The sequence below is a fragment of the Rhizobium sophorae genome, from assembly GCF_013087515.1.
Classification (GTDB): Bacteria; Pseudomonadota; Alphaproteobacteria; order Rhizobiales; family Rhizobiaceae; genus Rhizobium; species Rhizobium sophorae.
Map to the genome: position 1 here is coordinate 19,301 of NZ_JABFCN010000062.1, position 21,277 is coordinate 40,577.

Below are 21,277 nucleotides of genomic sequence, written 5' to 3' on the forward strand. Positions count from 1 at the left end.
AAGATACAAATTATTAAACCTGGGGTAGTTTATAGGGCATGTTTTTTCTTCAGGGGATGAGCATGCTTCCAAAAGTCTTTATAGGATCAGCCAGCGAGAATACTGAGCTGGTAAACGCTCTTCGTGCCGAGCTCAGTGGCGTAGCCACTTGTGTAACGGACAAGAAATTTGCCCCGGGCAAAAGCTTCTTGAGCAACCTACTTCATTTGAGCAACGAAGTGGATTTCGCGGTCTTCGTCTTGGCAGCGGATGACATTTTAACAAAAAGAGGGATGGCCCCAGGGTCGTGCCCGCGAGACAATGTTATATTTGAACTCGGTATGGCATACGGGGCGCTTGGAGACGAGCGCACGATCACATTATGTCCGAAAAGCCATGATCTTCAGCTGCCAACTGATCTCCACGGCCTGCACCACCTCGAATATCACGTAGTCGATGACGATCCGTCCGAAGGAATGATCGTGGCGGTGCAGAACGTGATCAGAAAGATCAAAAAGGAAGGTATCCGGACGAAAAAGTCGCATGTGGAGGCTTTAGTAGCGGACAAGATCCTAATCGAGAAAGTTCCAGAACTCGCGGCAACTGATCTCAAACGATCAACCGAAGGTAAGAGGATCTCCGGCCAAGGCATTGCGATCACAAAGGAAGAAGAGTCATTCCTGGTGAAAAGTGGGAACAGGACGGAGCGGCAGGTCATCAAGATTTCCGGAGCGGAGTGGTGGGGTGGCAAAGACGGCTGGAAAGCCGACGAGGCGATCGTTAACCGCCTCCAGAAGTATTTGCCGAAGGTCAAAATTTCGGCATAACGATCTCGCATTCGCTCTCGTCCGGCTGCCATTCAACAAGGACCGCATCGTCTGGAAATATGAAAAGGGAGGGAGGCTGTGTTTGGGTTGTAATAACCCTTCGACAGTCTCGCGCTCTCATATTGCCCACCAAAATCTGCTCGTCAGGCCTTTTGTCGCAGTAGACGTCTTCAAGAGTTCGGACGTGGCCACCAAGGAAGTAGGTAGGGCTTACTTCCAAGCTTTGGTTGCCATTGGATTTAAGATAGCGTCGTACGAAATGAAACGAAAAAGGCTGGTCTCCCCATTGGGAGGTCATGCGGTTGGCTATCTTCTTTGCTTCCTCGACGTCGAAAGAGGTCAGATTGCCGACGACTTCATCGGCGCGAAACATCTTGGGAAAGGAAAAGTGAACCGAAATTTCTGACATGAGATGCTCCATTGCTTGAGACCCTCATGAAGTCACGAACGCTTGCAAGAAACGACAATCCAATCGCGTACTTTTCAAGTGCCCGCGCCGTGACGTTGCTGTTCCATTGCCCAGGCAACCACCCCGTCGCTTAGTGACGTCTTCCTCGTGTCAGATCAAAATATCATTCACCGAGCTTATCCAGCGTGTTCGGCGCGTCGACTCCAGACTGTCGTGCGCATCGAAAGGACGAATTCGTTCGAAGTTCAGCCCCGTCTCACGCTCAATCGTCGCGATCGTCGTCTGGATCTTGCGGGTCCGAAGTTCCTCGAACCGGTACGGTGCGAGCGCCTTGAACACTTTCGCCTCGTAGAGAGCATCGACATACTGGGTCTGGCCGACAATGAACGCGGCCGCTGACACATTCGTCGCGGTCTTTTGGACGACCGCGATCTTCCAGAAGGAGAGGGGAATCTTCCACGGTCCGCCCTTTCGCTCTTTGCCGTAGGGCGGGTCGTCCGGGCGATAGATCGGGCCCTGAAGGACGGTGACCTTGCGTTCTGTAAGCTGCGTTTGGTTCAGAACGTAATCTTCGAGATCGCCCCAGTCGACATTGTTGTACGCCTGAAATTGCGGGGCGGCGTTGGTGTAGTGGAACGAATCCTCATCTCCATTGCGAGCCTCCTCCAGAGAGCCGCCCCAAGCCGGATCGAAACGTCTGACGAGATGACCACGGCTGAACTGTACCTTGTCGTTTCCCTTGGCCTTTTCGTAGAATTCGCCGTCAGGCTGATATTCGTCGGCGATCCGCGCATCGCGCCGAAAACTGCCGGGACGATCACCGGGGTGGCGAAGCTCCGACCCGTTTATGTTCACTGCAGTGATCAATGCGAACTTTCTGTCCGCATGCATGATAACTGAGAACTTATTATAAACGAGTTCGACCCCAGTACCGCTCAGCAGTGGTGCTGCTTGAGCTTTTACCGGTGCGATAATTTGTTCCAACGACAAGCGCTCGGAGAGAAAGTCCGGGTCGTATCCATACACCGTGTTCTGCTTTGCCCAGCGCGTCGGCTTGTATGGTTTTCCGTCGGCTTCCAAAACCTCAGATGAGGTCGTGGAAATCTCCGGCACCATTGGCGTGAACCCCAATGCTCGCTCCAGCCGGTCCAAAACACGAAGAGCGTGGTCGTTTTCCAGGCGCCTCCGTTCCAGAAGCCGGAAGATTGCGCTTATCCTCACACCTTCGTTGCCAATCCATTTGATTGGCGCCTCTGGTTTTGCAGTGTCCCTGGGCGCTGCGACAGCTTTGTGGTGAAGGGCAACGACCTGCCATTGATCATTGAGTACCGGCGAACCCGAAGATCCTGGCTCTGTGTCGGTTCGGTAGTGGATGAAGGCGTCGAGGTTCCGGCCAGGTATCTTAAGGTTGACGACTTGGTTGCTGCGGATACTGATCTGCTTTGGTCCGCCGCCAGGATGTTGAATTATAGTGACCCATTCTCCTTCAACCGCTTTCCCGGAAAGGGGCAGAAGGCTGAGCCAGCCGAAGCGCTCCAAAGGAACGCCTTTCTCGGACACTGGCGCCACTGAGACAAATGTCACGTCGGCCTGCGGGTCTGAGAAGAAGATTTCATGCGGCATCAGGTTGAACTGGATTGGCGTCCCAAGCACCCCGTCTACATCATGCTCGTATCCGAATTCGGCCTCGGCTTGGCCCGCCTCGATTTCACTCCCGAGAACGTGGGCATTCGTCATCAGCAGCCTTGGACCGACGAGGAAACCAGTGCCGTACCATTCGCCACCCGGCGAGGGCACCCGTATACGACAGACGGCCATGGATGCTCTCTTGCCGCGTTCCAGATAGTTGATCGACGTGAGATCGCTTTTGCCGATAATACGCTCAAAGCCGGTCGGATCGGCTTGGGGTGGCTCCAGTAAGTCTCGACGGATTGCAAGTCGCTCGGCGGGCTCAACGGCGGGCGCAGTATTGGCGGTGACTGCGAGCGCCCGAGAGGAGGCGTTAGCTTCCGCCATCGCCTTGGAAAGCTTCTGATCCGTGGTCGTTAGGAGGTCTCGCCGTCCCAGCGTGAAATTCTTTTGGCCTGACATTGCGTCCTCGATTTGCCCCGACATGTCGAAATGCAATATTTCCCAGCTGATGATGCCGGTAGCGGCTGACGATGTGCCACTACTTTAAACTGTAACTGGGCTGTGGCAAGGTGCAGCCGTTTGTGCCGATTGCGCGGATGCGGTTCATTCTCGTCCGCCGCTCTCGCTGCCGGGTGGCCTTCCCAAAAGTGGCTGGCCACGTACAATTTCACCGTGCACAAAGAGGAACCTGGCTTGACAGCTCCAGCGGCACATAAGACCTATGTAATTGAGGCTTGGCCCTCTAATTTGTGCCGGTGAATTCACGGCAACTCGCTGAGACGTCAGTACACAACCGCGCGGGCCGGGCGATTGCTCAAACGGTGCACCACGGGAATGGTAAAGAGCGAGGGCCAAGCCTTGGAAACGCGGGAAACACCAATCAACAATGCGCTTCTGCAACTTCGCATGGCCCATTCGGTCACGGATGTCGCTTTTTCCCTTGGACTAGAACCCTCAAAGTTCTTTTACGTGGTCCAGAACGCGGACAATGGCCGATATTACAAGGAATTCCAGATTCCAAAAAAGAAAGGCGGCATGAGGCACATCGCCAAGCCCGTTAGAGGCCTGGCGCTGGCCCAGGACAGACTGGCGGCGATACTTCGAGACAAATACGAGCCGAAGCCGTTCGTCAAAGGATATGTGAAAGGGCAATCGTTCTTAACAAATGCGCGGTATCACGAGCGTCAGAAATGGGTGTTGAACATCGACATCAAGGATTTCTTCCCATCCATCGGGTTTGCGCGTGTTCGTGGCCTGTTTATGTCGAGCTACTTTGGCTTCAACGATAGGGTAGCGACGATCCTCGCCAGGATCACCACTTTTAAGGACGGCCTTCCGCAGGGAGCCACGACGTCGCCTGTTATCGCGAACATCGTCGCGCATAACCTCGACAAGAAGCTGCTAGCCATCGCCGTCAAAGAGCGGCTTCGGTATTCGCGCTATGCCGACGACATTACCTTCTCATCGAGCCAGAAGGCAGTCCCTCCGTCGGTCGTCCGTGGGTGGGAACCGATGCACGGTCCAAGAACGGTGGATCTAGGTGGCGCCGTTCTGGAAGCATTCCGGTCCGCTCGGTTTGAGATAAATGATGAGAAGACGCGTATTCTTTTAGCGAGCGAGCGACAGGAGGTAACCGGCTTGATCGTCAATCGCGGTGCCAACGTTTGGCGGCGTGACATCTCATTGCTTCGAATGAAATTGCATTCCGCTCGCGTTCATGGTCCTGAGAAAGCGGCCAAGCTTTGGCTGAAAACTACCGAGAGCCCAGTGCATTTCTGGCAGCACATTGAAGGATGGCTCTCATATATCTCTCAGGTGCGGGGCGGGGACGATCCGGTTACTGCGAAACTATGCAAGATGGCGGTCCTGAGCGGCTTCAAAGGTACGACATGGATTGAGGCCTATGCCGAAATGGTGCGGGAATTTGACGTTTTTCTCTCTCATGCGAGTGAAGATAAACCGAAAGTACGCATCCTTAAGAACAAGCTTGAATATTATGGAATCAAGGTTTTCTTTGACGCCGACAGCATCGAATGGGGAGATACGATCGTAGAGAAGATCAATCATGGCCTGCTGAAGTCGAGTTATTTCGTCCCTTTCCTTTCCAAGACGTTCTCCAGCAAAGGGTGGACTAACAAAGAGCTCAACTCTGCCATAGCGATGAACGTAAATCGCAGAGGGCGAATCCTTCCGATTTGCGATGGAGATTTTTCTATTGAGGAAAATTATCCACTCCTGAACGAGACGTTGTACAAGACATGGCCGTCAGACCCTACTGAAGAGGACCAGTTCGTAACTTCGGTGGCGGATGAGATCTTGAAGAGGGTTCAAGACAAGCAATCGCAGCAAAACGACCTAAGTGGCTGAGACCGAGGATGCCTTTTGTCCATATAGGCTTCCTCAGCCTTAGATATTGAGTTGTCGGGAGGCGCTACGCTCTCTCGGACGCCGTAGCACTAATAGAGCTTCACCAAAGATCTCTCGACGACGAGTCGTGCGTGCCTCGATCGCACGGGCCTTGTCGGCCTCGGACATATACGACGCCTGGGCAAGTGAGGCCTCGTTTTCCACCATGTCAGTCAGCAGATTGCGCATCACCCCGTTCTCCTCCTTCAACCGGGAGAGCTCAGTTTTAATCGGGGAGGCCGAAAGTTTGCGGGCAATCGTTTCGTCAATGGTCTTCTCGACCAGGCGTGTTTTCGCGGAGAGGTAGCGCCCAATGGCGAAGGTCAGAAACATGGCGCAGATGGCGAGGCAGAGGTAAAGCATTGTCGGGCTCCAATCACCACCTGGAGATCGTGATTTCCGAAGCTGAATTCAATAAGACGGCCGTCACTCTACGCGCGAGACCGTCAAAATCTCAGTCTCAGCGGACGAGGCTTGCGCCCCAGCAAGATTACTCGCCAGTATCCGGCTCTGTATCAAATCTTAGGCAAGAGCTCGGCCTTCTTCGTTGCGAATTTGTCCCCGGTCAGAATGCCTTTGGCGCTCTTCGTTCCATTGTTTGAAAGCATGTCGGCAATCTCAGCTGCCTCCAGCCGAGCAGACGTCTTGTAAGGATAGTGCTTCCAGCACCACCACTCCTGCTGCTCTGACTTGCCGAAGCGAAAGCCAGCCCAGTCGCCGCAGTGACACTTCCTCGCGATCAGGACAGGGGCTCGTTGAAGAGTGGGACGATCGGTGCCGCTCATCTAAGCTCCTTTAGGACCCAGCCGCCTTTTGGCGTGGGCCATCCATTTTTGGCTGCGCGAAATTCAGCTTCCGCCAATGCTTTTCGTTTGGCGTCGAGCATACCTGAACCCCACACCGTGATGCGAAGGCGTCCGGCGGTGAATACGTACCTGTCCAAATCAGCGTTCCGGCCAGTCGCATATCCTGCGCGGAAGCTTGTCCTGGCTGCGCTAGCGTCAATGCGGTTGCGGTATGAAGCAGGCTGTCCATCCCACCATCGCTTGAAGGCGGTTTCCAAGTTTGGCCGGGATGGTCTGGTTTTATCCAGCATCTAGGCCTCCCTATCGAATTTGGGCGACCAGCCCCGAGTCATGCCGACTCATTGCGCTCTGAGCGAGGGCAAGCTGGAATCGCAGATGCTTAATGTCGCTGAGCAATGTGGCGACAGTCGCTTTTGCATCGTCGTCATGGAAGGCGAGTGCTGCCTCAACTTCGTAGTCTAATTCTGCCGATGGAGTCGCGAACTTAACGGACATTGAACCGCCCACATACCCTTTGAACTATTTGAGTGTTCTCATTATGTTCTCTTCCGCTTTGGAGTCAACAGGCGTCGCTGTATGGCTTCGCGCACATCTCAGAAAGGGAGTAAGCAGTCATGGCGCGACGGAAAGGCGAATTGACCCCTGCGGCGATTGACCGAGGATGGCCGTTCCAGGTGGCGCTCCTAGCTGAGCTCTCTAAAGGCAAACTTGGCGAGGAACAGGCTCTCTACTGCAATCGGCTAATGCGCTGCAGCCGGGGTCACACAGTCTTTCACGAGGATCAGCATTACAACATACATTGCTTCGCCACGAAGGTCGGCGCCGAAGCCTTCATGGGCGAAGTTCGGGGGCGAATGGTTTGATCCTCGCGATCGAGGACGGGGCGCCGATTGGAATAAGTGGTTTAAGGGGAGGGCAGCCTCCAAGCTCGTCAGTTGTTCCCAGCGGTAGTGGCGCAGCACCTTTTTTGGTCATGTCACCCAAGTCGAGTGGCAAAGGCCTGATCCCTCGTCAGACCAGGCCCTCCCTTTGCCGCCTCGAGGAGCACGGCGGCGGGGTCATAGAAAATGTCGACCGTCCGGTCAACGGGAGAAAGCATTGTCAACCGCTCGAACCTTTCCCGGAACCGCCGTAGGTTTGCCAGATGGAAGGTCTGTTCAGCTACCAGATGACGTTCTCCGTCAATGGATTTGGATAGAAAAGCCCTTATCCCGATTGACGATGATTTCGGATTGGGTGACGTACGCGCTCCGGACTTGGCTGCTTCGGCTACTTGGAGCGGGCGACCCTCAGGTCACTTGATGTTAAACCGCGCGTTTATCTCCTGCCTTCAGAGGATAAAGCTCACCAGAATTCTCCTTTGTCGAGGTCAGGAAAACGAGGTAGGGATGCGGCGCGGGCCTTGACGCAGAAGCGTGCGAGTAGGGTTCGTTGGTTCCTCGTCTCATTTGAAATGACCACATCATGTCGGAATACAAACCTATCGGTTGGCCACATAACCGTGATGAAACAATGGAATGGCTGGTCAACGGCACCAGTCGCGAGCGCTTCATCGACGACATCTTCACGGAACTCTGCGAGCGTCTTCGAAGTGCCGGGACGCCTGTCGCTAGAGCTACATTGTTTCTGAACACCTACAATCCGCAGTGGCAGGGAGCACGAATCCTATGGCGGATAGGCGATAGCAAGGCCGCGATCATCACCTTTGATTACGGGATCGAAGACACCGGCCGTTATCAAAACAGTCCAATTCGGGAGTTGGACGAGGGTGCCGATGTTGTCCGCCGTCGAATTTCAGAGAGGCGCGGCCAGGCGCCGTGGTATCCGGTCTACGATGAACTTCTGGAGGAAGGTCTCACCGACTACCTCGCCTTGGGCGTGGAGCATACGCTCGGGAAAAGGCAATCTGTGACATTCGCCAGTGACGGAGCTGGCGGTTTCTCGGAGGCAGATATCCAGCTTCTCAAGGATATCTTGCCTGCGCTAGCCCTAGTGAGCGAGATCAGGCTCAAGAACCGGTTGGCTCGAACACTCTTGGAGACTTATGTCGGCCCGCATGCCAGCGAACAGATCTTGGCTGGTGCGACCCGGCGAGGGAGCGGCACAACCGTTCGTGCTGCAGTCCTGATATGCGATCTGCGCGACTTCACGTCAATTTCTGACATGTGGCCGCGCGACGACGTCATCGAATTGCTAAACAGCTATTTCGACGCCGTATCGGACCCTATCGAGCAGAAGGGCGGCGAAATTCTTAAGTTCATGGGTGATGGCCTACTCGCTATTTTTCCTTTGAGCAATCCGCAGGCTTGTGAGTCCCTCTTGGCAGCCGTTACCGAGGCGCGAGCGAACATGTCAGCGATGAATGACCTCCACGTTCAAAAGGGCCATCCGGCGCTGCGGTATGGAATGGGGGTCCATGTTGGTGATGTCATGTACGGCAATATTGAATCCCGAAAGAGGTTGGATTTCACCGTCATCGGACCCGCCGTGAACATCGCTTCGAGGCTGGAGAAGCTTACTAAGACCATCAAGAAGACGGTTCTGCTGTCCGCTGATTTCGTTGAGGCCGTGGGGAAGGACGCGCGGATGGAGGGGCTGGGATCATTTGAGCTTCGAGGTGTAACGAAGCCCATCGAGGTCTTCACGTTCGGCTGATGGACTTCGGAACTCCAGGTTCGTAACCGGTGTTCCGTCCCACGTTGCCCCTCTCCGTTAAGATTGTCCGAGATCAGGGAAACCACCTATCTAGGTTTATTGACGCTAGCTGAGAAGGCATTTGATTGCTGACCTGCTAGGTTGCCTTTGCGAAGTCCCGGAAACAATTATTTGGAACAGCTAGTGGCTTAGCGGCGAGCAAGGAAGCCTTGAAACACCAGCGGTAACAGCGGAATGTATGCGAATTGGCTTGGAGCGGGGATTGGATGAATTTGAAAGCAGCGTCAGTAATTGCCGTTACCATAGGATCAGCAATCGCGGCATTTGGGGCTGTCGATGGGGTCATCGCTGCTCCTGAACAGATTGGCTGCTACGGCGACAATTGGGGTCCCACTCTCGCCATGCTTGAGCCGACGCCCGCCGGTCCGATGAAGTTGAAGACCTTGCGGTGCACGCCGATCCCCGAAGGTTGGCCGAGGATGGTCCCGCCTGCGCTGTCGCCAGACGGCGAGCTTGTTTACGCGTTCGGTTCCTGGAAAGGTTTGTGGCTCGGTGATGTGACGCGTGGTGGTCGCGCTCATACGGTGAATGAAAAACTTCCTGGAGACCTCTTCACACTGACGGCTCCCTTTACATGGCTGGATGACTCCTCGTCAGTTATCGGCGTGAAGCGTGAGACGACCGTGGCAGGCAGCGTCACGTATAGTTCTCTGCGGCCATATCTCTTTCGCGTGGATGGCTCACAGGCGAAGCTGCCCGAACTCACTCATCCAGGTGGCGCACTCGATGAGCTTTACTGGATCGATGGTTCGGGGTTAGCACTCGCGGGCTTTGGGATGTACGAGCGTGACGACGAAAAGGAAGAAGAGCATAAGCAAACGCTTGCCTTCGTTGACGCTAATACGGGAGCGATTTTACAAGCCGTGGAAAAGGCAAACGTGCCAGGGCTAGCCGATCAAAGAAGCCTGGAAGCTGTTAAATCCAAGATCGACCCATCCGGGAGGGCACACGTCCTCGTGAAATGGGGACCCAGCAAATGGTTGCTCTGGGTTCAAGGCCAATCACCGAAAATCGTTCCTTTGCCGCAGACTGCTCAGTGGTCGCCGTTCGTTCTTTCGAGCGATGCCTCGAGCGTCCTGATGATGGGCAATTTGAGCGCGACGGGTTGGGTGTGTGAACTATCAGACCGTTGCCCCCAGCCCATACCACAATCGGGAATGATCGCTGAATTCCGGGACCTCCCAACCGGTCTCGTGAAATGGACGATTTCTGGCACTGCTTCGTATTTTTCCCGGAGTCTGCATCCGGCCGTCAGCCCAGATGGCCGCTGGGGTTTGATATCGCTCCCGGACGAGCAAGGAGCCGCACTTGCATTGATTTCGATGACATCTGGTAAAGTGATTCAGAAAGTGCGGCAGCCGGGTTGGGGGCCGATAGGCCTGTCATTCTCCGCTGACAGTAAGTCCGCATTCGTCACGGGTGGAACGATTGTGGCTACATATGCCGTGGCCGAATAAGTGCCGTTTTCATCACCATAAAGCGAGAGTCGCGTGCTGGTTGAAAGTCGACCTCTCCGCCAGGTATTGCTGCGGTGGTGTTTTCTGACGCTAATGAATTCGTCGCTGATCTTTGACCTAAGTAAGGTTTCAGCACCGCAGCGCCAGCGCAAAATCTGGCGGGCCTGTAACTCAATTCTGAGGTCTTGCCTTCTGGCGACATGATGCAATCTATCGGTCGGTAATCGAGTTCACGAGGGAAATGCCCATGACCACTGCACGACAGATCGTCCTCGCCAGCCGACCTTCAGGGTCCCCAACCTCGAAGAACTTCCGGCTTGAAGACCGCGAGTTGCCCGAAGTGCAGGAAGGCGAAGTGGCACTTCGCGTGCTCTACCTCTCTTTAGATCCTTACATGCGCGGCCGCATGAGCGACGCGAAATCGTATGCCGCGCCAGTGGCGATCGACGGCGTCATGGAGGGAGAGACGGTGTGCGAAGTGACTCGCTCCAGACACCAGGACTTCAAACCTGGTGAAATCGTCCGTGCTCGGACTGGATGGTGCACGGACGCCGTTCTAAACGGGGAGTCCATACAGCATGTCGATACCCACGGAGCACCAGTGACCACGGCCATCGGTGTGCTCGGAATGCCGGGGTTCACGGCTTATAGCGGCATGAAAGTGATTGGGCAGCCCAAAAAGGGCGAGACGGTTGTTGTCGCCGCGGCCTCAGGGCCGGTAGGATCCTTGGTGGGGCAAATCGCGAAGTTAGCAGGTGCAAGGGCCGTCGGCATCGCGGGCGGCCAGGAGAAGTGTGCCTATGTGAGAAACGAGCTCGGCTTCGATGCAGTTGTCGATCATCGATCTAAGGGTTTTGCGTCCGATCTCGCAAACGCATGCCCAGACGGTATTGACGTCTATTTCGAAAACGTTGGAGGTCCGGTGTGGGACGCCGTTCTGCCGCTGATGAACCTTTATGGACGTGTCCCCGTTTGCGGGTTGATCGCTAACTACAACGGTGCGAGCTCATCAGACCATGACAAGCTGCCTGCCACGATGTCCGCCGTGCTGAGACGAAGCCTGCTGATGCGAGGCTTCATCAACACCGAGTTCGTCAAGGAACACTATACCGCCTTCCGGCAGGAAATCGGACCGCTTGTTGCGTCAGGGAAGATCAAGTACCGCGAAGATATCGTTGACGGCTTGGAGAACGCGCCCGATGCATTCATCGGGATGCTTTCGGGCAAAAACTTTGGGAAGCTTCTCGTTCGAGTCTCTTCTGGCTCGCGATAACCTATCTACATCCTAACATTGCGGTGCCTCTCAGCCGAAACCTTCGCCTGTTCCGATAAAGGTAACATCAATCGTGTTTGCGAAAGTCTTTGTACGCGAGCCATCCGCGCCTACTGAAAATAGGACGAGGGTAAACTTGCCGCTTCCTTCAATTTTGTCGGAAACGCTGAAGGCCCACTGAACCGTATTGTCGTTCTGTTCACCCTGGCCAAAATTGAAGCACGGTGCGGTGTCAGAAGTTGCGATAAGATCCTGCCGAAGCTTGTCGAGCGCGTCCGCGATTGGCGTTCCGCGAAACTCCGGGGGCGCCGGTGGTGGGTTAATGATGCGCTGTTTCTTCGAGCTTTCGTCTTCGATCTCGGCATCGGCTGCCGCTGTTAACGGGAAAATTGAAAGCTTCGTGGTGATCGTATCGTTCAACACCCTAGATACGCCGACACTGCCGTCCAATGTTGCAAGGTTTACTGGGACCTGCAGTCCACCACTTCCGGACGTTGTTTGATCGACTTTAGCAGTGACCGTTATCGCTACTTTCGATACGATGAAATCCACCGCGCCAGCGCAAACTTTCCCGCTTCCCACTGCTGATTTGTCATTTTGGTGTCGGTATATATAGGTCCCAATGTCATGTTTTATCTGCCGCACAAGGCTCTCGAATGCGACAGTCCGGCTTACATCTGCGGTGTTTGCACCTAGCCCGCAGCTCGACAACAATCCGGCGGGCACCGCTAACAGCACCCCCCTGCGGTTGATGAGAAGGTCCATGAAAACGTCCCCCGACGAAGTTCAGTGAATTTCAACCCGAGGGCGAGTATGGTCACAACCTGGTGCACCTGTCGAGTCTCTCAGCGGTTCACGTCGACTAGCGTACGGCCGCGAACCTTGCCTTGAAGCATGTTTTCGGCAACGCCCCTGACTTCATCAAGCCCGACCTCGCTCACCATGGAGCCGAGTTTCCTAAGATCCAGATCGGTCGCCAAGCGTTTCCACGCTACCTCACGTAGAGACTGTGGCGCATTGACGGAATCGATCCCACAAAGAGTGATACCCCGCAAAATAAAGGGCAATATCGAAGCTGGAAGCTCCATTCCGCCTACAAAGCCGCAGGTTGTCACGGCACCGCGGTACCTGGTCTGGCTCAAGATATTTACAAGGGTCTTGCCACCGACCGCATCGACAGCGCCCGCCCAACGATCGGCCCCCAGTGGCGGACCGTCCTCCGAGAGCAGGGCTCGATCCATAACTTCGGAAGCACCGAGCGACTTCAGGTAGTCAGCCTCAACGGACTTGCCACTCGAAGCAGTCACCCGATAGCCCAACTCGGCCAGGATGGCGATCGAAACAGAACCGACGCCACCGGACGCGCCAGTCACAAGGATGTCTCCACGCTCGGGATTGATCCCGCTATGTTCGAGCACAAGTACGCTCAACATGGCCGTAAAGCCTGCGGTTCCGATTGCCATGGCATCGCGCGTGCTGATCGACCCTGGCAGTTTTACCAGCCAATCGCCCTTGACGCTTGCTTGCTGCGCATAGCCTCCGTGATGATCTTGGCTGAGCCCCCATCCAGTCGCGACAACCTTGTCCCCAACTTTGAAACGGCCGTCGCGCGAGCTTGCGACAGTGCCAGCAAAATCGATGCCCGGGACTAGTGGAAAGGACTTGATGATCCGAGGGGTCAGGATAGCGACCGCGTCCTTGTAGTTCACATTCGACCACTCAACCGCAACCTTCACGTCCCCATCGTTAAGTATCCGATCATCCAAGACTTCGACCGAGGTCGTGACGGCGCCGTCGGTAGCACGATTAGCAAGGATAGCCCGAAATGTCATGGTACGTTCCTTTCGATTGATAATTGCCATGACTTTTAGGGGCTTGCGGCGATCATTGAAAGAACCCACAATTATAGCTCATACTACCATTTTTGTAAGTATCGCCCACGGAGGATCTTGTGAGACCTAAACGCCTAAATCCGAAGAGCGACTGTGCGGTCGAGTTGACGCTGTCTGTCATCGGCGGTGTATGGAAGCCTCTGATCCTCTTCAATCTTCTGATGGGAAAGAAGCGGTTTATGGAACTCACGAGGCTCATCCCGAGCGCGACTCAACGCATGCTCACACTTCAACTGCGTGAGCTTGAAGAGGATGGATTGGTGACACGCCACGTTTTCCCGGTTGTTCCCCCGCGCGTAGAGTACGAGGTGACCGATTTGGCGCGAACTCTAGCGCCCGTAATGTTGAGCCTGCGGGACTGGGGTGAGCGTTACCGGCTTGAGCAGCAAAAGCTGCCCCCGCTCGAACCTCACTGTCAGGCCTGAAAACAGGTTTCCAGATCAGCATTCTTATAACAGCAGCGCGGATTCCACATGGGCTAGGAGAGCCTTCACGTCGACGGGCTTGCCGAGGAATGCAAATGCTCCGCCTTCCATCGCCTGGGCTTTAGTACGTCCGTCAAGATACGATGTGACGAAAATGATCGGCGGCCGCTTTTGATCCGTGCTCAGGATTTTTTGCAAATCCAGGCCGCTCAAGCCGCCGGGCATGTCGACATCTAGGAGCATACAATCAACATTCTCGCGATCAGGCGCCGCAAGATAGTCTTCGGCTGACGAAAATAAACGGCTCTCGTATCCACAGGACACCATGAGGTCGTCGAGTGCCTCGCGGATGGCAAGATCGTCGTCAACGACTGCGATAGTCTTGGAAATGGGCAATTTCGGAAGCCTGAATGTGAAAGTTGGACACGAATTGAGTTATGCGCTCTCGCCGAGCGCTTCGATACCACACCTGGGTCTAGGTTCCGGTGATTTGGTGCATCTTTTTGAGGAGATCTGCGAGCGTTCGGACCTGCATCTTCCTCATAACGCTACCGCGATGCAGTTTCACCGTCACCTCACTGATGCCCAGCTGGTATGCGATTTGTTTGTTCATCAATCCCTTGTTCACTGCTGTTAAAACCTCGCGTTCTCGCGGTGTCAGACTTTCCAACAGCCGCCGGACATCCTGGGTGGCGGCGACGGCTTCTCGAGCCGCCGCATCCCTCGCCAATGCGACGGTCACCGCGTCAAGGACGTCCTGGTCGCGGAATGGCTTGGTGAGAAAGTCTACTGCTCCGTCCTTCATTGCCTGGATGCCCATCGGAATATCGCCGTACCCGGTGAGGAAAATCACGGGTAGCTTGCTACCAATGCGATTGAGTTCGCGATAAAAATCCAGCCCGCTCACCCCAGGAAGTCGGACATCAAGCAGGATGCAGCCAGGCGCTGCGATGTCTGCCCCCTCAAGGAATTCCTTAGAAGATCCAAAGCTTCGGGCAGGGATGCCGACGGATAGAAACAGATCGCTCAAAGATTCACGTATCGAGTGGTCGTCATCCAACAAATAGACCGTCGGTGCGACCGGCTCATGCGTATTGCGGTTCATGCTTTTTAGCTCCGACCAGTGGAAGAGAAAGTTCGAACACCGCGCCGCCCGAAGCGTTGTTTCGAGCGGTCAATCTTCCGCCTATCGCCTCTACGAAGCTCTTACAGACAGACAAGCCAATTCCCATCCCCGTCTCTTTGGTGGTGAAGAAAGGTGCGAAGAGCTTATCAACGGCGTCTTCCGCGATGCCGGGACCATTGTCGGCAACTGAGATCACGACCTGATCGCCATCCCCGGGGCGGACCTCGATATTCACCTGCGGGTTCGCCTGCTGGGAGTTGGCAAGAGCCTGGATTGCATTCGTTACGAGGTTGATCAGAACCTGCTGGAGCTCGATCCGCATGGCGATGACCTGCGGGACGGACTTGGAAGAGATGATCTTGTGCTTCACCCGATGTCCGTCAAACTCTGCTTCCATGATCGCGCACGTCTCTTCGACTAGATGCACGAGGTCCACGCTCGTTGGTTCGCTCTGTGTCTGTTCGATCCTGCTCCGTGTTTGCTTGATGATCTCGCTTGCTCGCTCGCCATCTCGAACAATCCGGTCCGTTGCCCGCTTAGCGGCTGCAAGATCGGGTGGATCGCGGTCCAGCCATCTGACCAGCGTTTGTGCACTCACAATGATCGCGCCAAGCGGCTGGTTAAGCTCGTGGGCCAACGATGTCGAGAGAGCGCCGATCGCGGCTGTTCTCGACGATGCCGCAAGTTCTGCTCGCGCATCCTGCAACGCCTTTTGAGCAAGCTCACGCTGTGTGATGTCTACCATGCCCGTGACCACGCGGTTGAACGCGGTGGCATCCTCCGGAAAGCTGACCGTTAGAAGAACAAGCTTCTTTTCGCCATCGTCACCGACCACAGTCACGCTGTCGGAAAATGAGCGGCGCCCCTGGAACATTGCTTCCAGCAGGTCAAGAAAGGTTTCATCGCCGGGCGGCAGGATCCGTCGCAGCGATCCCGGCGTTTGATCAATTGCATTTCGACCCAATAGTTCGACCGCCGCCTCGTTCGCCGCCACGGTACGAACCGCGGCGACGCATCTATCGACGATTTCTGGCTGTTGTCGCGCATATTCTCGAATGTCGTCGACCCCCTGAGCCTTCAGCGAGAGCAAAATCTCTCGAACAGAGGAGTAGTCGCGTTCCCAGAGTGCAACTTTCGTGCGGTCAAAGATAGCTCGATATCTACTCTCGCTCTCGCGAAGTGCGGCGTTAGTGGCGATTAGCTCGGACCGTGACGCTTCATTTCGCATCAGCAGAGACGTCGTGATGACTAGTGCGGCCAGAGCGACGCTGAGCCGAAGCAACGATTGCAGGTCGATAAGCGCGTCGCTGTGAGCGTAGACGTAGGACGCGGCAGCAAGCACGACCGCCACCACGCACCCGGTCACATGGCCACGGGCAGTTAGGATATCCCCAAGTAGAAGGAGAGCGATTACATAGAGGACCGCGATTGCGCCTTCAATCTTGGTGAATGTGTCGATGTAAAAGATGGTCCCAGCAAGAACCAGCGCCACAGCAGCAAGGACGGTGCCGTACCCGTTGTCCGTTCGACCATTGAAAAAGTGTGTTGATGTCATCCCGATCGCAAAGCCCCCAATCCGCAAGAATCGTACCACTCTCAACGGCGATGTCACCTGTACTGTGGTCTAAGGTAACGTTTCTACGATTGTCGGGATCGATGGATCCGTAACGGGCCGTCTCTCGAAGTATTGTACGATCCGGCAGTCATCAATCCCGATGTGGTGTTTTCCGAAGTCTTCAGAGGACCCGAATTCGGAAGTCGGATCGTATTCCATGCGACGAGCGGAAAAACTACCCGCCAACAACGGGTGTGGGTCTATCTCCGGGCTTGTGTTTACAGGGCTACAGCTGAAAGCTGGCACCCCAGCTTTTGACTGGCCAATGGTTTTCGGCTCCGTGCCCGACGTTGAAATAGAAGTTGTTCAGGAGTTTCTGGCTAAAGAACCACACCATTTCGGTAAATTGCTGCCTTGTGACCTCAAGCCCAAGGTTGAAGGACGGCATGTTTTCTGACTTGAACATAAACCCAGCTTCGACGCGCTGCGGCGTTAGCGGAGTGCGTACCCAGAACGAAACGACCGCAGGCCACCGCATTTTTGTGCGAGGCGAGATCACGACCGCGCCCACTATGAGGTATGTAAATTCGACTGACATCTCCGGAGGTCCAGGTTGGATGTGCTGGCCGATGGAGCCGGATGGGCGTTGGGCGAATTCTCCAGCCCAATCTCCCACTTCGACCTCCGGCCAAGGAAATTTCGGCAGCTCCTTTTTTGTGCTTTTCGGCATCGGGAACCTCTCCGGCAATGAACGTCAGCAGACAAAGGACAAAGTGCGTCGACTCTTCATGCAGTCAAGAAGACCCCAGGTCCTGCATCCGGATCGACGGGGTATGGCGCCGGTTCATGTCGACGGCTCCAGCCTTTTCTCAGCCGCGATCGGAGCGGCCTCCTGAGATAAAATGGTCGTCGAGCCACCTGTGTGTTAGGCGAATGCCTTCAATGCAGCATGGATTTGGGATACGACGGCTGCGCCTTCACCGACAGCGGCAGCGACGCGCTTCGTTGAACCGGACCTGACGTCGCCAATCGCGAAAAGATTTCGAAGGCTAGTTTCAAGAGATGTGCGTTGACCGTCGTTGGCGCCGGTAGTCTCGGGGCCTGTGAGAATAAAGCCAGAGCGATCGCGCTTCACATGCTCGACCAGCCACCCGGCGTTGGGATCCGCGCCGATGAAGAGGAACATATGGCGCAGCTCGAGATCTCGCTTTTCACCCGTCGCGTTGTTCCTTACGACGGCTCCAGAAAGCTCAGAGCGGGTGTCGCCGGATACAGCGTCGATCTCGCAGCCCATATGTATTTCGACATTTGGTAGCTGCCCGATGCGGTCCACCAAATACTGAGACATGGTTTCTTCCAGGGGGCGGCGGGCAACGAGATGCAGCTTCTTTACCTGCGGCGCCAGGTAGGCGACCGCCTGTCCCGCGGAATTGCCGCCGCCAACAAGCGCGATCTCTTCACCTTGGCAGAGGCGGGCTTCAACAGATGTGGCCCAGTAGCAAATCCCCGATCCCTCGAATTTATCAATGTCCGCGACGGCTGGTCGGCGGTACCGAGCACCTGACGCGATTACGACAGTTTTGGCCCGAACGGACCGACCGTCATCCAGTTCCAAGGAGTGATAACCATCTGATGCGGGCACGAATTTTCGAACTTCGATTGGCAGCGCGATCTCTGCACCAAACTTGAGGGCTTGGTTGAACGCTCTGCCAGCGAGAGCTTGTCCCGATATTCCCGTTGGAAAGCCAAGGTAGTTCTCGATCCGAGCCGACGCCCCGGCTTGGCCGCCAACAGCTCGTTCATCCAGCACTATCACTTTCAAGCCTTCGGATGCGGCGTAGACCGATGTAGCCAATCCAGCGGGGCCTGCCCCGACGACTGCAACGTCGTACAGGACGTCCGTGTTGATGTCCGGTGTGATCCCAAGACAAAGAGCGGCTTCCTGATTGCTTGGATTGTTGAGCACACTGCCGCTAGGGCAAACCATGACAGGCAAGGCGTCGGCCGAGACGCCAAGCTTTTTGACTAGCTCACGGCCACTCTCGTCCGCTGAGGCGTCGAGAACCAAGTGAGGATAGCCGCTGCGCGTGAGAAATCCCTGCAGACGAGTGATTGCGGCGCTTCCAGGGGTGCCAATTAGGATGGAACCAGCACCTCCGGTGTCGATCAAAGCAACTCGACGAAGGATAAAGGCTCGCATCACCAATTCGCCAATGTCGGCTGAACCAATAACCAACGCCCGGAGGTGTGATCCGTCGTAGGGTAGCGCAACGCACCCCTCCGCACCGGCGGCGCCTCTCACCAATGAAGGTCGACCTGCCAGTTGACTGACCTCGCCTGTGAACTGGCCGGGCGAATGGGTCACCACGTTCAATTCATGCGAAAGGCCGTCGTGTCGAAATACGTCCAAGCTTCCTTCAAGCACCAGCCAGACTGGCGCGTCTTTTTCGCCGAAATGCACCACTATCTCGCCTGCAGAAAAGTGGTGAGGTTCCCCGCTGGCGAACCTCCGGGCCGATATCATCTGCGTCGGGCTCAAGACTGGAAACATCTGTTCCGCGCGATTATTCGAATTTGCCATGAGAATGCTCCGCCGCTCCGGCTTCAATAGAATTTGGGAATAGGCCCCGGATGTGGTGTCCGATCGGGAAGTTCGACGATGGTCTCGTCGACAAAGCACCAGCCCCAACCTTCGGGAGGGTCGTAGCCTTCGATTATCGGGTGGCCGGTCTCCTGAAAATGCTTGGTGGCATGATGACCGATGGAATCATCGCAACATCCGACATGGCCGCATTCCCGGCAGAGCCTGAGGTGTACCCAGCCTTGACCAATCTCCAGGCATTCCTCGCAGCCCAATGTGCGAGGTTTCACTCCGTATACGCTAGATCCATGGTTGCACGTACTCATGGGGACCCCCATCCGATTGGTTGTTGTAATTGACCGGGAGATTGTATCGAAGTGCCTGCTTCTAGCAACGGGCGGGAGATCCACCCGGCTAAGGCCCCGATAAAAATTCCTGCCACCGTCCCAAGGACGAGCGCCGTCTGACGCGGTAGCTGATATCCCGCGTTATGGAGTGCATTGTTTAAGCTTGCGGGTACGTCTTCAGCCCCGACGGGGTCAAGCGTTCGACGAAGAGCCTCGGCCTGACGTTCATAGGCGCCCACACGCTGGGCGGCGCTCAGATCGCCATGGAGATAGGTCTCGACTTCAATCTTTTTCTCTGGAGCAAGACTGTGGTCGATGAAGCATTGAAGGTCTGCTTCTGTGATTACCCGAATTGTCACTTCACCCTCCGCAGGTAAGGCCTTTTGATGAGCGTTTGCCGGATTGGGGCTTCAACGATGAGCCTGAGCTGCTCCCGCGCTTGCGGCAGCAAACGTAGAAGCTCGCCCTCCGAAATATCCAGGACCTGCGCAGCCTCGCGATGAGAGAGCCGCTCTACCGAAGTCAAAAGGATCGAGCTTCGTTGGACCGGCGCGAGTTTTGACAAAGCGATCGCTGGTCCGATGACCTTTTGCCCATAGTTTTCAGGATAGTCAGCGGACGGCGTTGCCGACGCTTTCCCGTCCACCAGGCCACACATCAACCTAAGAGCATTGAGGCGTACATTTGAGTGTCCCATCCACAGCCACCGAGCTCGCAATTTCTTAAGAGTGGTGAGCACGAGGACATCCGCTGCATCCACGTCCGGACAGTGGCCTCGCGCAAAACGCCTCAACGACGGAAGGTGTGGGAGAACTGCTTCGCTAAAGTTTTTCATAGGTTCTTTCTCTAAGCGCCGGACGGGGTCAAATCTTGGATGATTTCGCCGCCGCGTCGTTGATGCTTCAGCTCGCGTAGCGCTTGAGTGGGAGTGGGAGTGGGTAGGAAGCGTAGTGACAGGATCGGATTGTCAAAGAATTGGTCGCGCAATTGGGTACATTCGTCTCATCAGCCGCCCGGGACCGCCCTCCCGCTAGCCGCTGGTCGTGAGGGCAAGCCCCTTGCTGCGAATGCTCTCCAAGCCGCATTCGCGTCGCGGCCCCTCGTTTTGGATCCCCCAACCAAAACGAGGGGCCGCAAAACCTTCGGATTCTTTGGCAGTAAAAAGCCGCGTGCGAGACGCGTTCCTTCTAACGAGGACGTCGGCTTTGCCTTTAAGACCCCACAAGACGCCACCTTGGTGAAGCTTGGCGGCAAGGAAACCGGTCCATTCCACCGTGTGCTTCGACGGCAATGTCTACGAGGCTAGTCATTGGATTTCTTCTGCTAGTTTGGGTTTGGAAGAGCTTGAAGCGCAGCTTCAGCAACGGCAATGTCCTGTTCGATGGAGCCACCGCTGACGCCAACGGCTCCGGCCACGTTGCCATCGAGAAGGATCGGAATGCCCCCACCAAGGATGACGAAAGCCCCGCCATTGACCGAGCTGACAGCGAATAGCGATTGTCCTGGCTGGATCATTGGAACGAAGGCAGCGGACGGGGCGTGAAACGCCCTGGCAGTCCGGGCTTTGCCGATCGCCAGGTCGAATGCTCCTGGCCACGCCATGTCCATCCGCGCCATGGCGACCAGGTCTCCACCACCATCGAGAATGACGATTGTGGACTTAACGCCGATCTGGTTGGCCGCATGTTCGGCTTTTTCGATCATGGCTCTGGCGAGGGAGAGGTCGAGGACACTCATGCTGTTATCCAGTGCGCTGAGGGATCGGGGCGACACCGCACCCAGCAGCGGCTGGGTGCAGTTAGTGCGATTGTGAGATCGGGTACGGTGATGACTCGTGCGGCTTGTGA

Annotated in this window: 20 protein-coding genes and 1 pseudogene; 6 read left to right on the forward strand and 15 right to left on the reverse strand. The window is 55.6% G+C overall.

Annotation, left to right across the window (positions count from 1 at the left end; translation table 11 throughout):
- Positions 1 to 62: 62 nt before the first annotated feature.
- A complete protein-coding gene (locus G9X64_RS31730) occupies positions 63 to 806 on the forward strand; it encodes a TIR domain-containing protein (protein ID WP_171378156.1) in 744 nt (247 codons plus the stop codon).
- Here G9X64_RS31730 and G9X64_RS31735 read toward each other — a convergent pair.
- Together G9X64_RS31735 and G9X64_RS31740 are read right to left on the reverse strand one after the other, a co-directional pair.
- Positions 790 to 1,215 carry a hypothetical protein gene (locus G9X64_RS31735; RefSeq protein ID WP_171378157.1) on the reverse strand — a complete coding sequence of 142 codons (426 nt, stop codon included), beginning with the start codon at positions 1,213 to 1,215 and terminating at the stop codon, positions 790 to 792. The two genes, G9X64_RS31730 and G9X64_RS31735, sit on opposite strands and share 17 nt — an antisense overlap.
- Before the next feature lie 150 nt (positions 1,216 to 1,365).
- Positions 1,366 to 3,306, reverse strand: a complete 1,941-nt coding sequence (locus G9X64_RS31740; RefSeq protein ID WP_171378194.1) for a DNA/RNA non-specific endonuclease — start codon at positions 3,304 to 3,306, stop codon at positions 1,366 to 1,368.
- A gap of 375 nt (positions 3,307 to 3,681) precedes the next feature.
- On the opposite strand from G9X64_RS31740, the gene G9X64_RS31745 reads away from it, so the two are divergent.
- On the forward strand, positions 3,682 to 5,214 hold the full coding sequence (locus G9X64_RS31745; RefSeq protein WP_171378158.1) for a TIR domain-containing anti-phage reverse transcriptase: 1,533 nt from the start codon (positions 3,682 to 3,684) through the stop codon (positions 5,212 to 5,214).
- A 39-nt stretch (positions 5,215 to 5,253) separates the two neighbouring features.
- Here G9X64_RS31745 and G9X64_RS31750 read toward each other — a convergent pair whose 3' ends face one another.
- The 3 genes and pseudogenes from G9X64_RS31750 to G9X64_RS36865 all read right to left on the reverse strand — a co-directional run bounded on the left by G9X64_RS31750 (position 5,254) and on the right by G9X64_RS36865 (position 6,554).
- On the reverse strand, positions 5,254 to 5,616 hold the full coding sequence (locus G9X64_RS31750) for a hypothetical protein (RefSeq protein ID WP_131618756.1): 363 nt from the start codon (positions 5,614 to 5,616) through the stop codon (positions 5,254 to 5,256).
- A 152-nt stretch (positions 5,617 to 5,768) separates the two neighbouring features.
- Positions 5,769 to 6,038, reverse strand: a complete 270-nt coding sequence (locus G9X64_RS31755) for a hypothetical protein (RefSeq protein WP_246271103.1) — start codon at positions 6,036 to 6,038, stop codon at positions 5,769 to 5,771.
- A 311-nt stretch (positions 6,039 to 6,349) separates the two neighbouring features.
- Positions 6,350 to 6,554 (reverse strand): annotated as a pseudogene (locus tag G9X64_RS36865) (hypothetical protein).
- Positions 6,555 to 7,523: 969 nt separating this feature from the next.
- Here G9X64_RS36865 and G9X64_RS31760 point away from each other — a divergent pair.
- From G9X64_RS31760 to curA, 3 genes are all read left to right on the forward strand, one after another.
- Positions 7,524 to 8,714, forward strand: coding sequence for an adenylate/guanylate cyclase domain-containing protein (locus G9X64_RS31760; protein ID WP_171378159.1), 1,191 nt, complete (start codon positions 7,524 to 7,526; stop codon positions 8,712 to 8,714).
- Between the two features lie 266 nt (positions 8,715 to 8,980).
- Positions 8,981 to 10,231 carry a YncE family protein gene (locus tag G9X64_RS31765; protein WP_171378160.1) on the forward strand — a complete coding sequence of 417 codons (1,251 nt, stop codon included), beginning with the start codon at positions 8,981 to 8,983 and terminating at the stop codon, positions 10,229 to 10,231.
- A 241-nt stretch (positions 10,232 to 10,472) separates the two neighbouring features.
- On the forward strand, positions 10,473 to 11,504 hold the full coding sequence (gene curA, locus G9X64_RS31770; protein WP_376766414.1) for an NADPH-dependent curcumin/dihydrocurcumin reductase: 1,032 nt from the start codon (positions 10,473 to 10,475) through the stop codon (positions 11,502 to 11,504).
- Between the two features lie 30 nt (positions 11,505 to 11,534).
- Here curA and G9X64_RS31775 read toward each other — a convergent pair whose 3' ends face one another.
- Together G9X64_RS31775 and G9X64_RS31780 are read right to left on the reverse strand one after the other, a co-directional pair.
- Positions 11,535 to 12,269, reverse strand: a complete 735-nt coding sequence (locus tag G9X64_RS31775) for a hypothetical protein (RefSeq protein ID WP_171378162.1) — start codon at positions 12,267 to 12,269, stop codon at positions 11,535 to 11,537.
- Positions 12,270 to 12,349: 80 nt separating this feature from the next.
- Positions 12,350 to 13,336 carry an MDR family oxidoreductase gene (locus tag G9X64_RS31780; RefSeq protein WP_171378195.1) on the reverse strand — a complete coding sequence of 329 codons (987 nt, stop codon included), beginning with the start codon at positions 13,334 to 13,336 and terminating at the stop codon, positions 12,350 to 12,352.
- 119 nt (positions 13,337 to 13,455) lie between these two features.
- On the opposite strand from G9X64_RS31780, the gene G9X64_RS31785 reads away from it, so the two are divergent.
- Entirely contained in the window at positions 13,456 to 13,821 is a 366-nt protein-coding gene (locus G9X64_RS31785; RefSeq protein WP_125849383.1) for a winged helix-turn-helix transcriptional regulator, read from the forward strand.
- 24 nt (positions 13,822 to 13,845) lie between these two features.
- Here G9X64_RS31785 and G9X64_RS31790 read toward each other — a convergent pair whose 3' ends face one another.
- From G9X64_RS31790 to G9X64_RS31825, 8 genes are all read right to left on the reverse strand, one after another.
- Positions 13,846 to 14,217 (reverse strand): response regulator transcription factor, encoded by a 372-nt coding sequence (locus G9X64_RS31790; protein WP_171378163.1) that lies wholly within the window; start codon positions 14,215 to 14,217, stop codon positions 13,846 to 13,848.
- Between the two features lie 79 nt (positions 14,218 to 14,296).
- On the reverse strand, positions 14,297 to 14,926 hold the full coding sequence (locus tag G9X64_RS31795) for a response regulator transcription factor (RefSeq protein ID WP_171378164.1): 630 nt from the start codon (positions 14,924 to 14,926) through the stop codon (positions 14,297 to 14,299).
- The gene (locus G9X64_RS31800) at positions 14,907 to 16,502 is read right to left on the reverse strand and encodes a sensor histidine kinase (RefSeq protein WP_171378165.1); all 1,596 of its coding nucleotides are present in this window, start codon (positions 16,500 to 16,502) and stop codon (positions 14,907 to 14,909) included. Before G9X64_RS31800 ends, G9X64_RS31795 begins: the two co-directional genes overlap by 20 nt.
- Before the next feature lie 286 nt (positions 16,503 to 16,788).
- Complete coding sequence (locus tag G9X64_RS31805) at positions 16,789 to 17,232, reverse strand: hypothetical protein (protein ID WP_171378166.1); 444 nt, start codon at positions 17,230 to 17,232, stop codon at positions 16,789 to 16,791.
- 195 nt (positions 17,233 to 17,427) lie between these two features.
- Complete coding sequence (locus G9X64_RS31810) at positions 17,428 to 19,083, reverse strand: FAD-dependent oxidoreductase (RefSeq protein WP_171378167.1); 1,656 nt, start codon at positions 19,081 to 19,083, stop codon at positions 17,428 to 17,430.
- 23 nt (positions 19,084 to 19,106) lie between these two features.
- Entirely contained in the window at positions 19,107 to 19,409 is a 303-nt protein-coding gene (locus G9X64_RS31815; protein WP_171378168.1) for a UBP-type zinc finger domain-containing protein, read from the reverse strand.
- A 376-nt stretch (positions 19,410 to 19,785) separates the two neighbouring features.
- A complete protein-coding gene (locus tag G9X64_RS31820) occupies positions 19,786 to 20,265 on the reverse strand; it encodes a sigma factor-like helix-turn-helix DNA-binding protein (RefSeq protein ID WP_125849367.1) in 480 nt (159 codons plus the stop codon).
- 488 nt (positions 20,266 to 20,753) lie between these two features.
- On the reverse strand, positions 20,754 to 21,167 hold the full coding sequence (locus G9X64_RS31825) for a GlcG/HbpS family heme-binding protein (protein WP_125849365.1): 414 nt from the start codon (positions 21,165 to 21,167) through the stop codon (positions 20,754 to 20,756).
- Positions 21,168 to 21,277 lie beyond the last annotated feature (110 nt).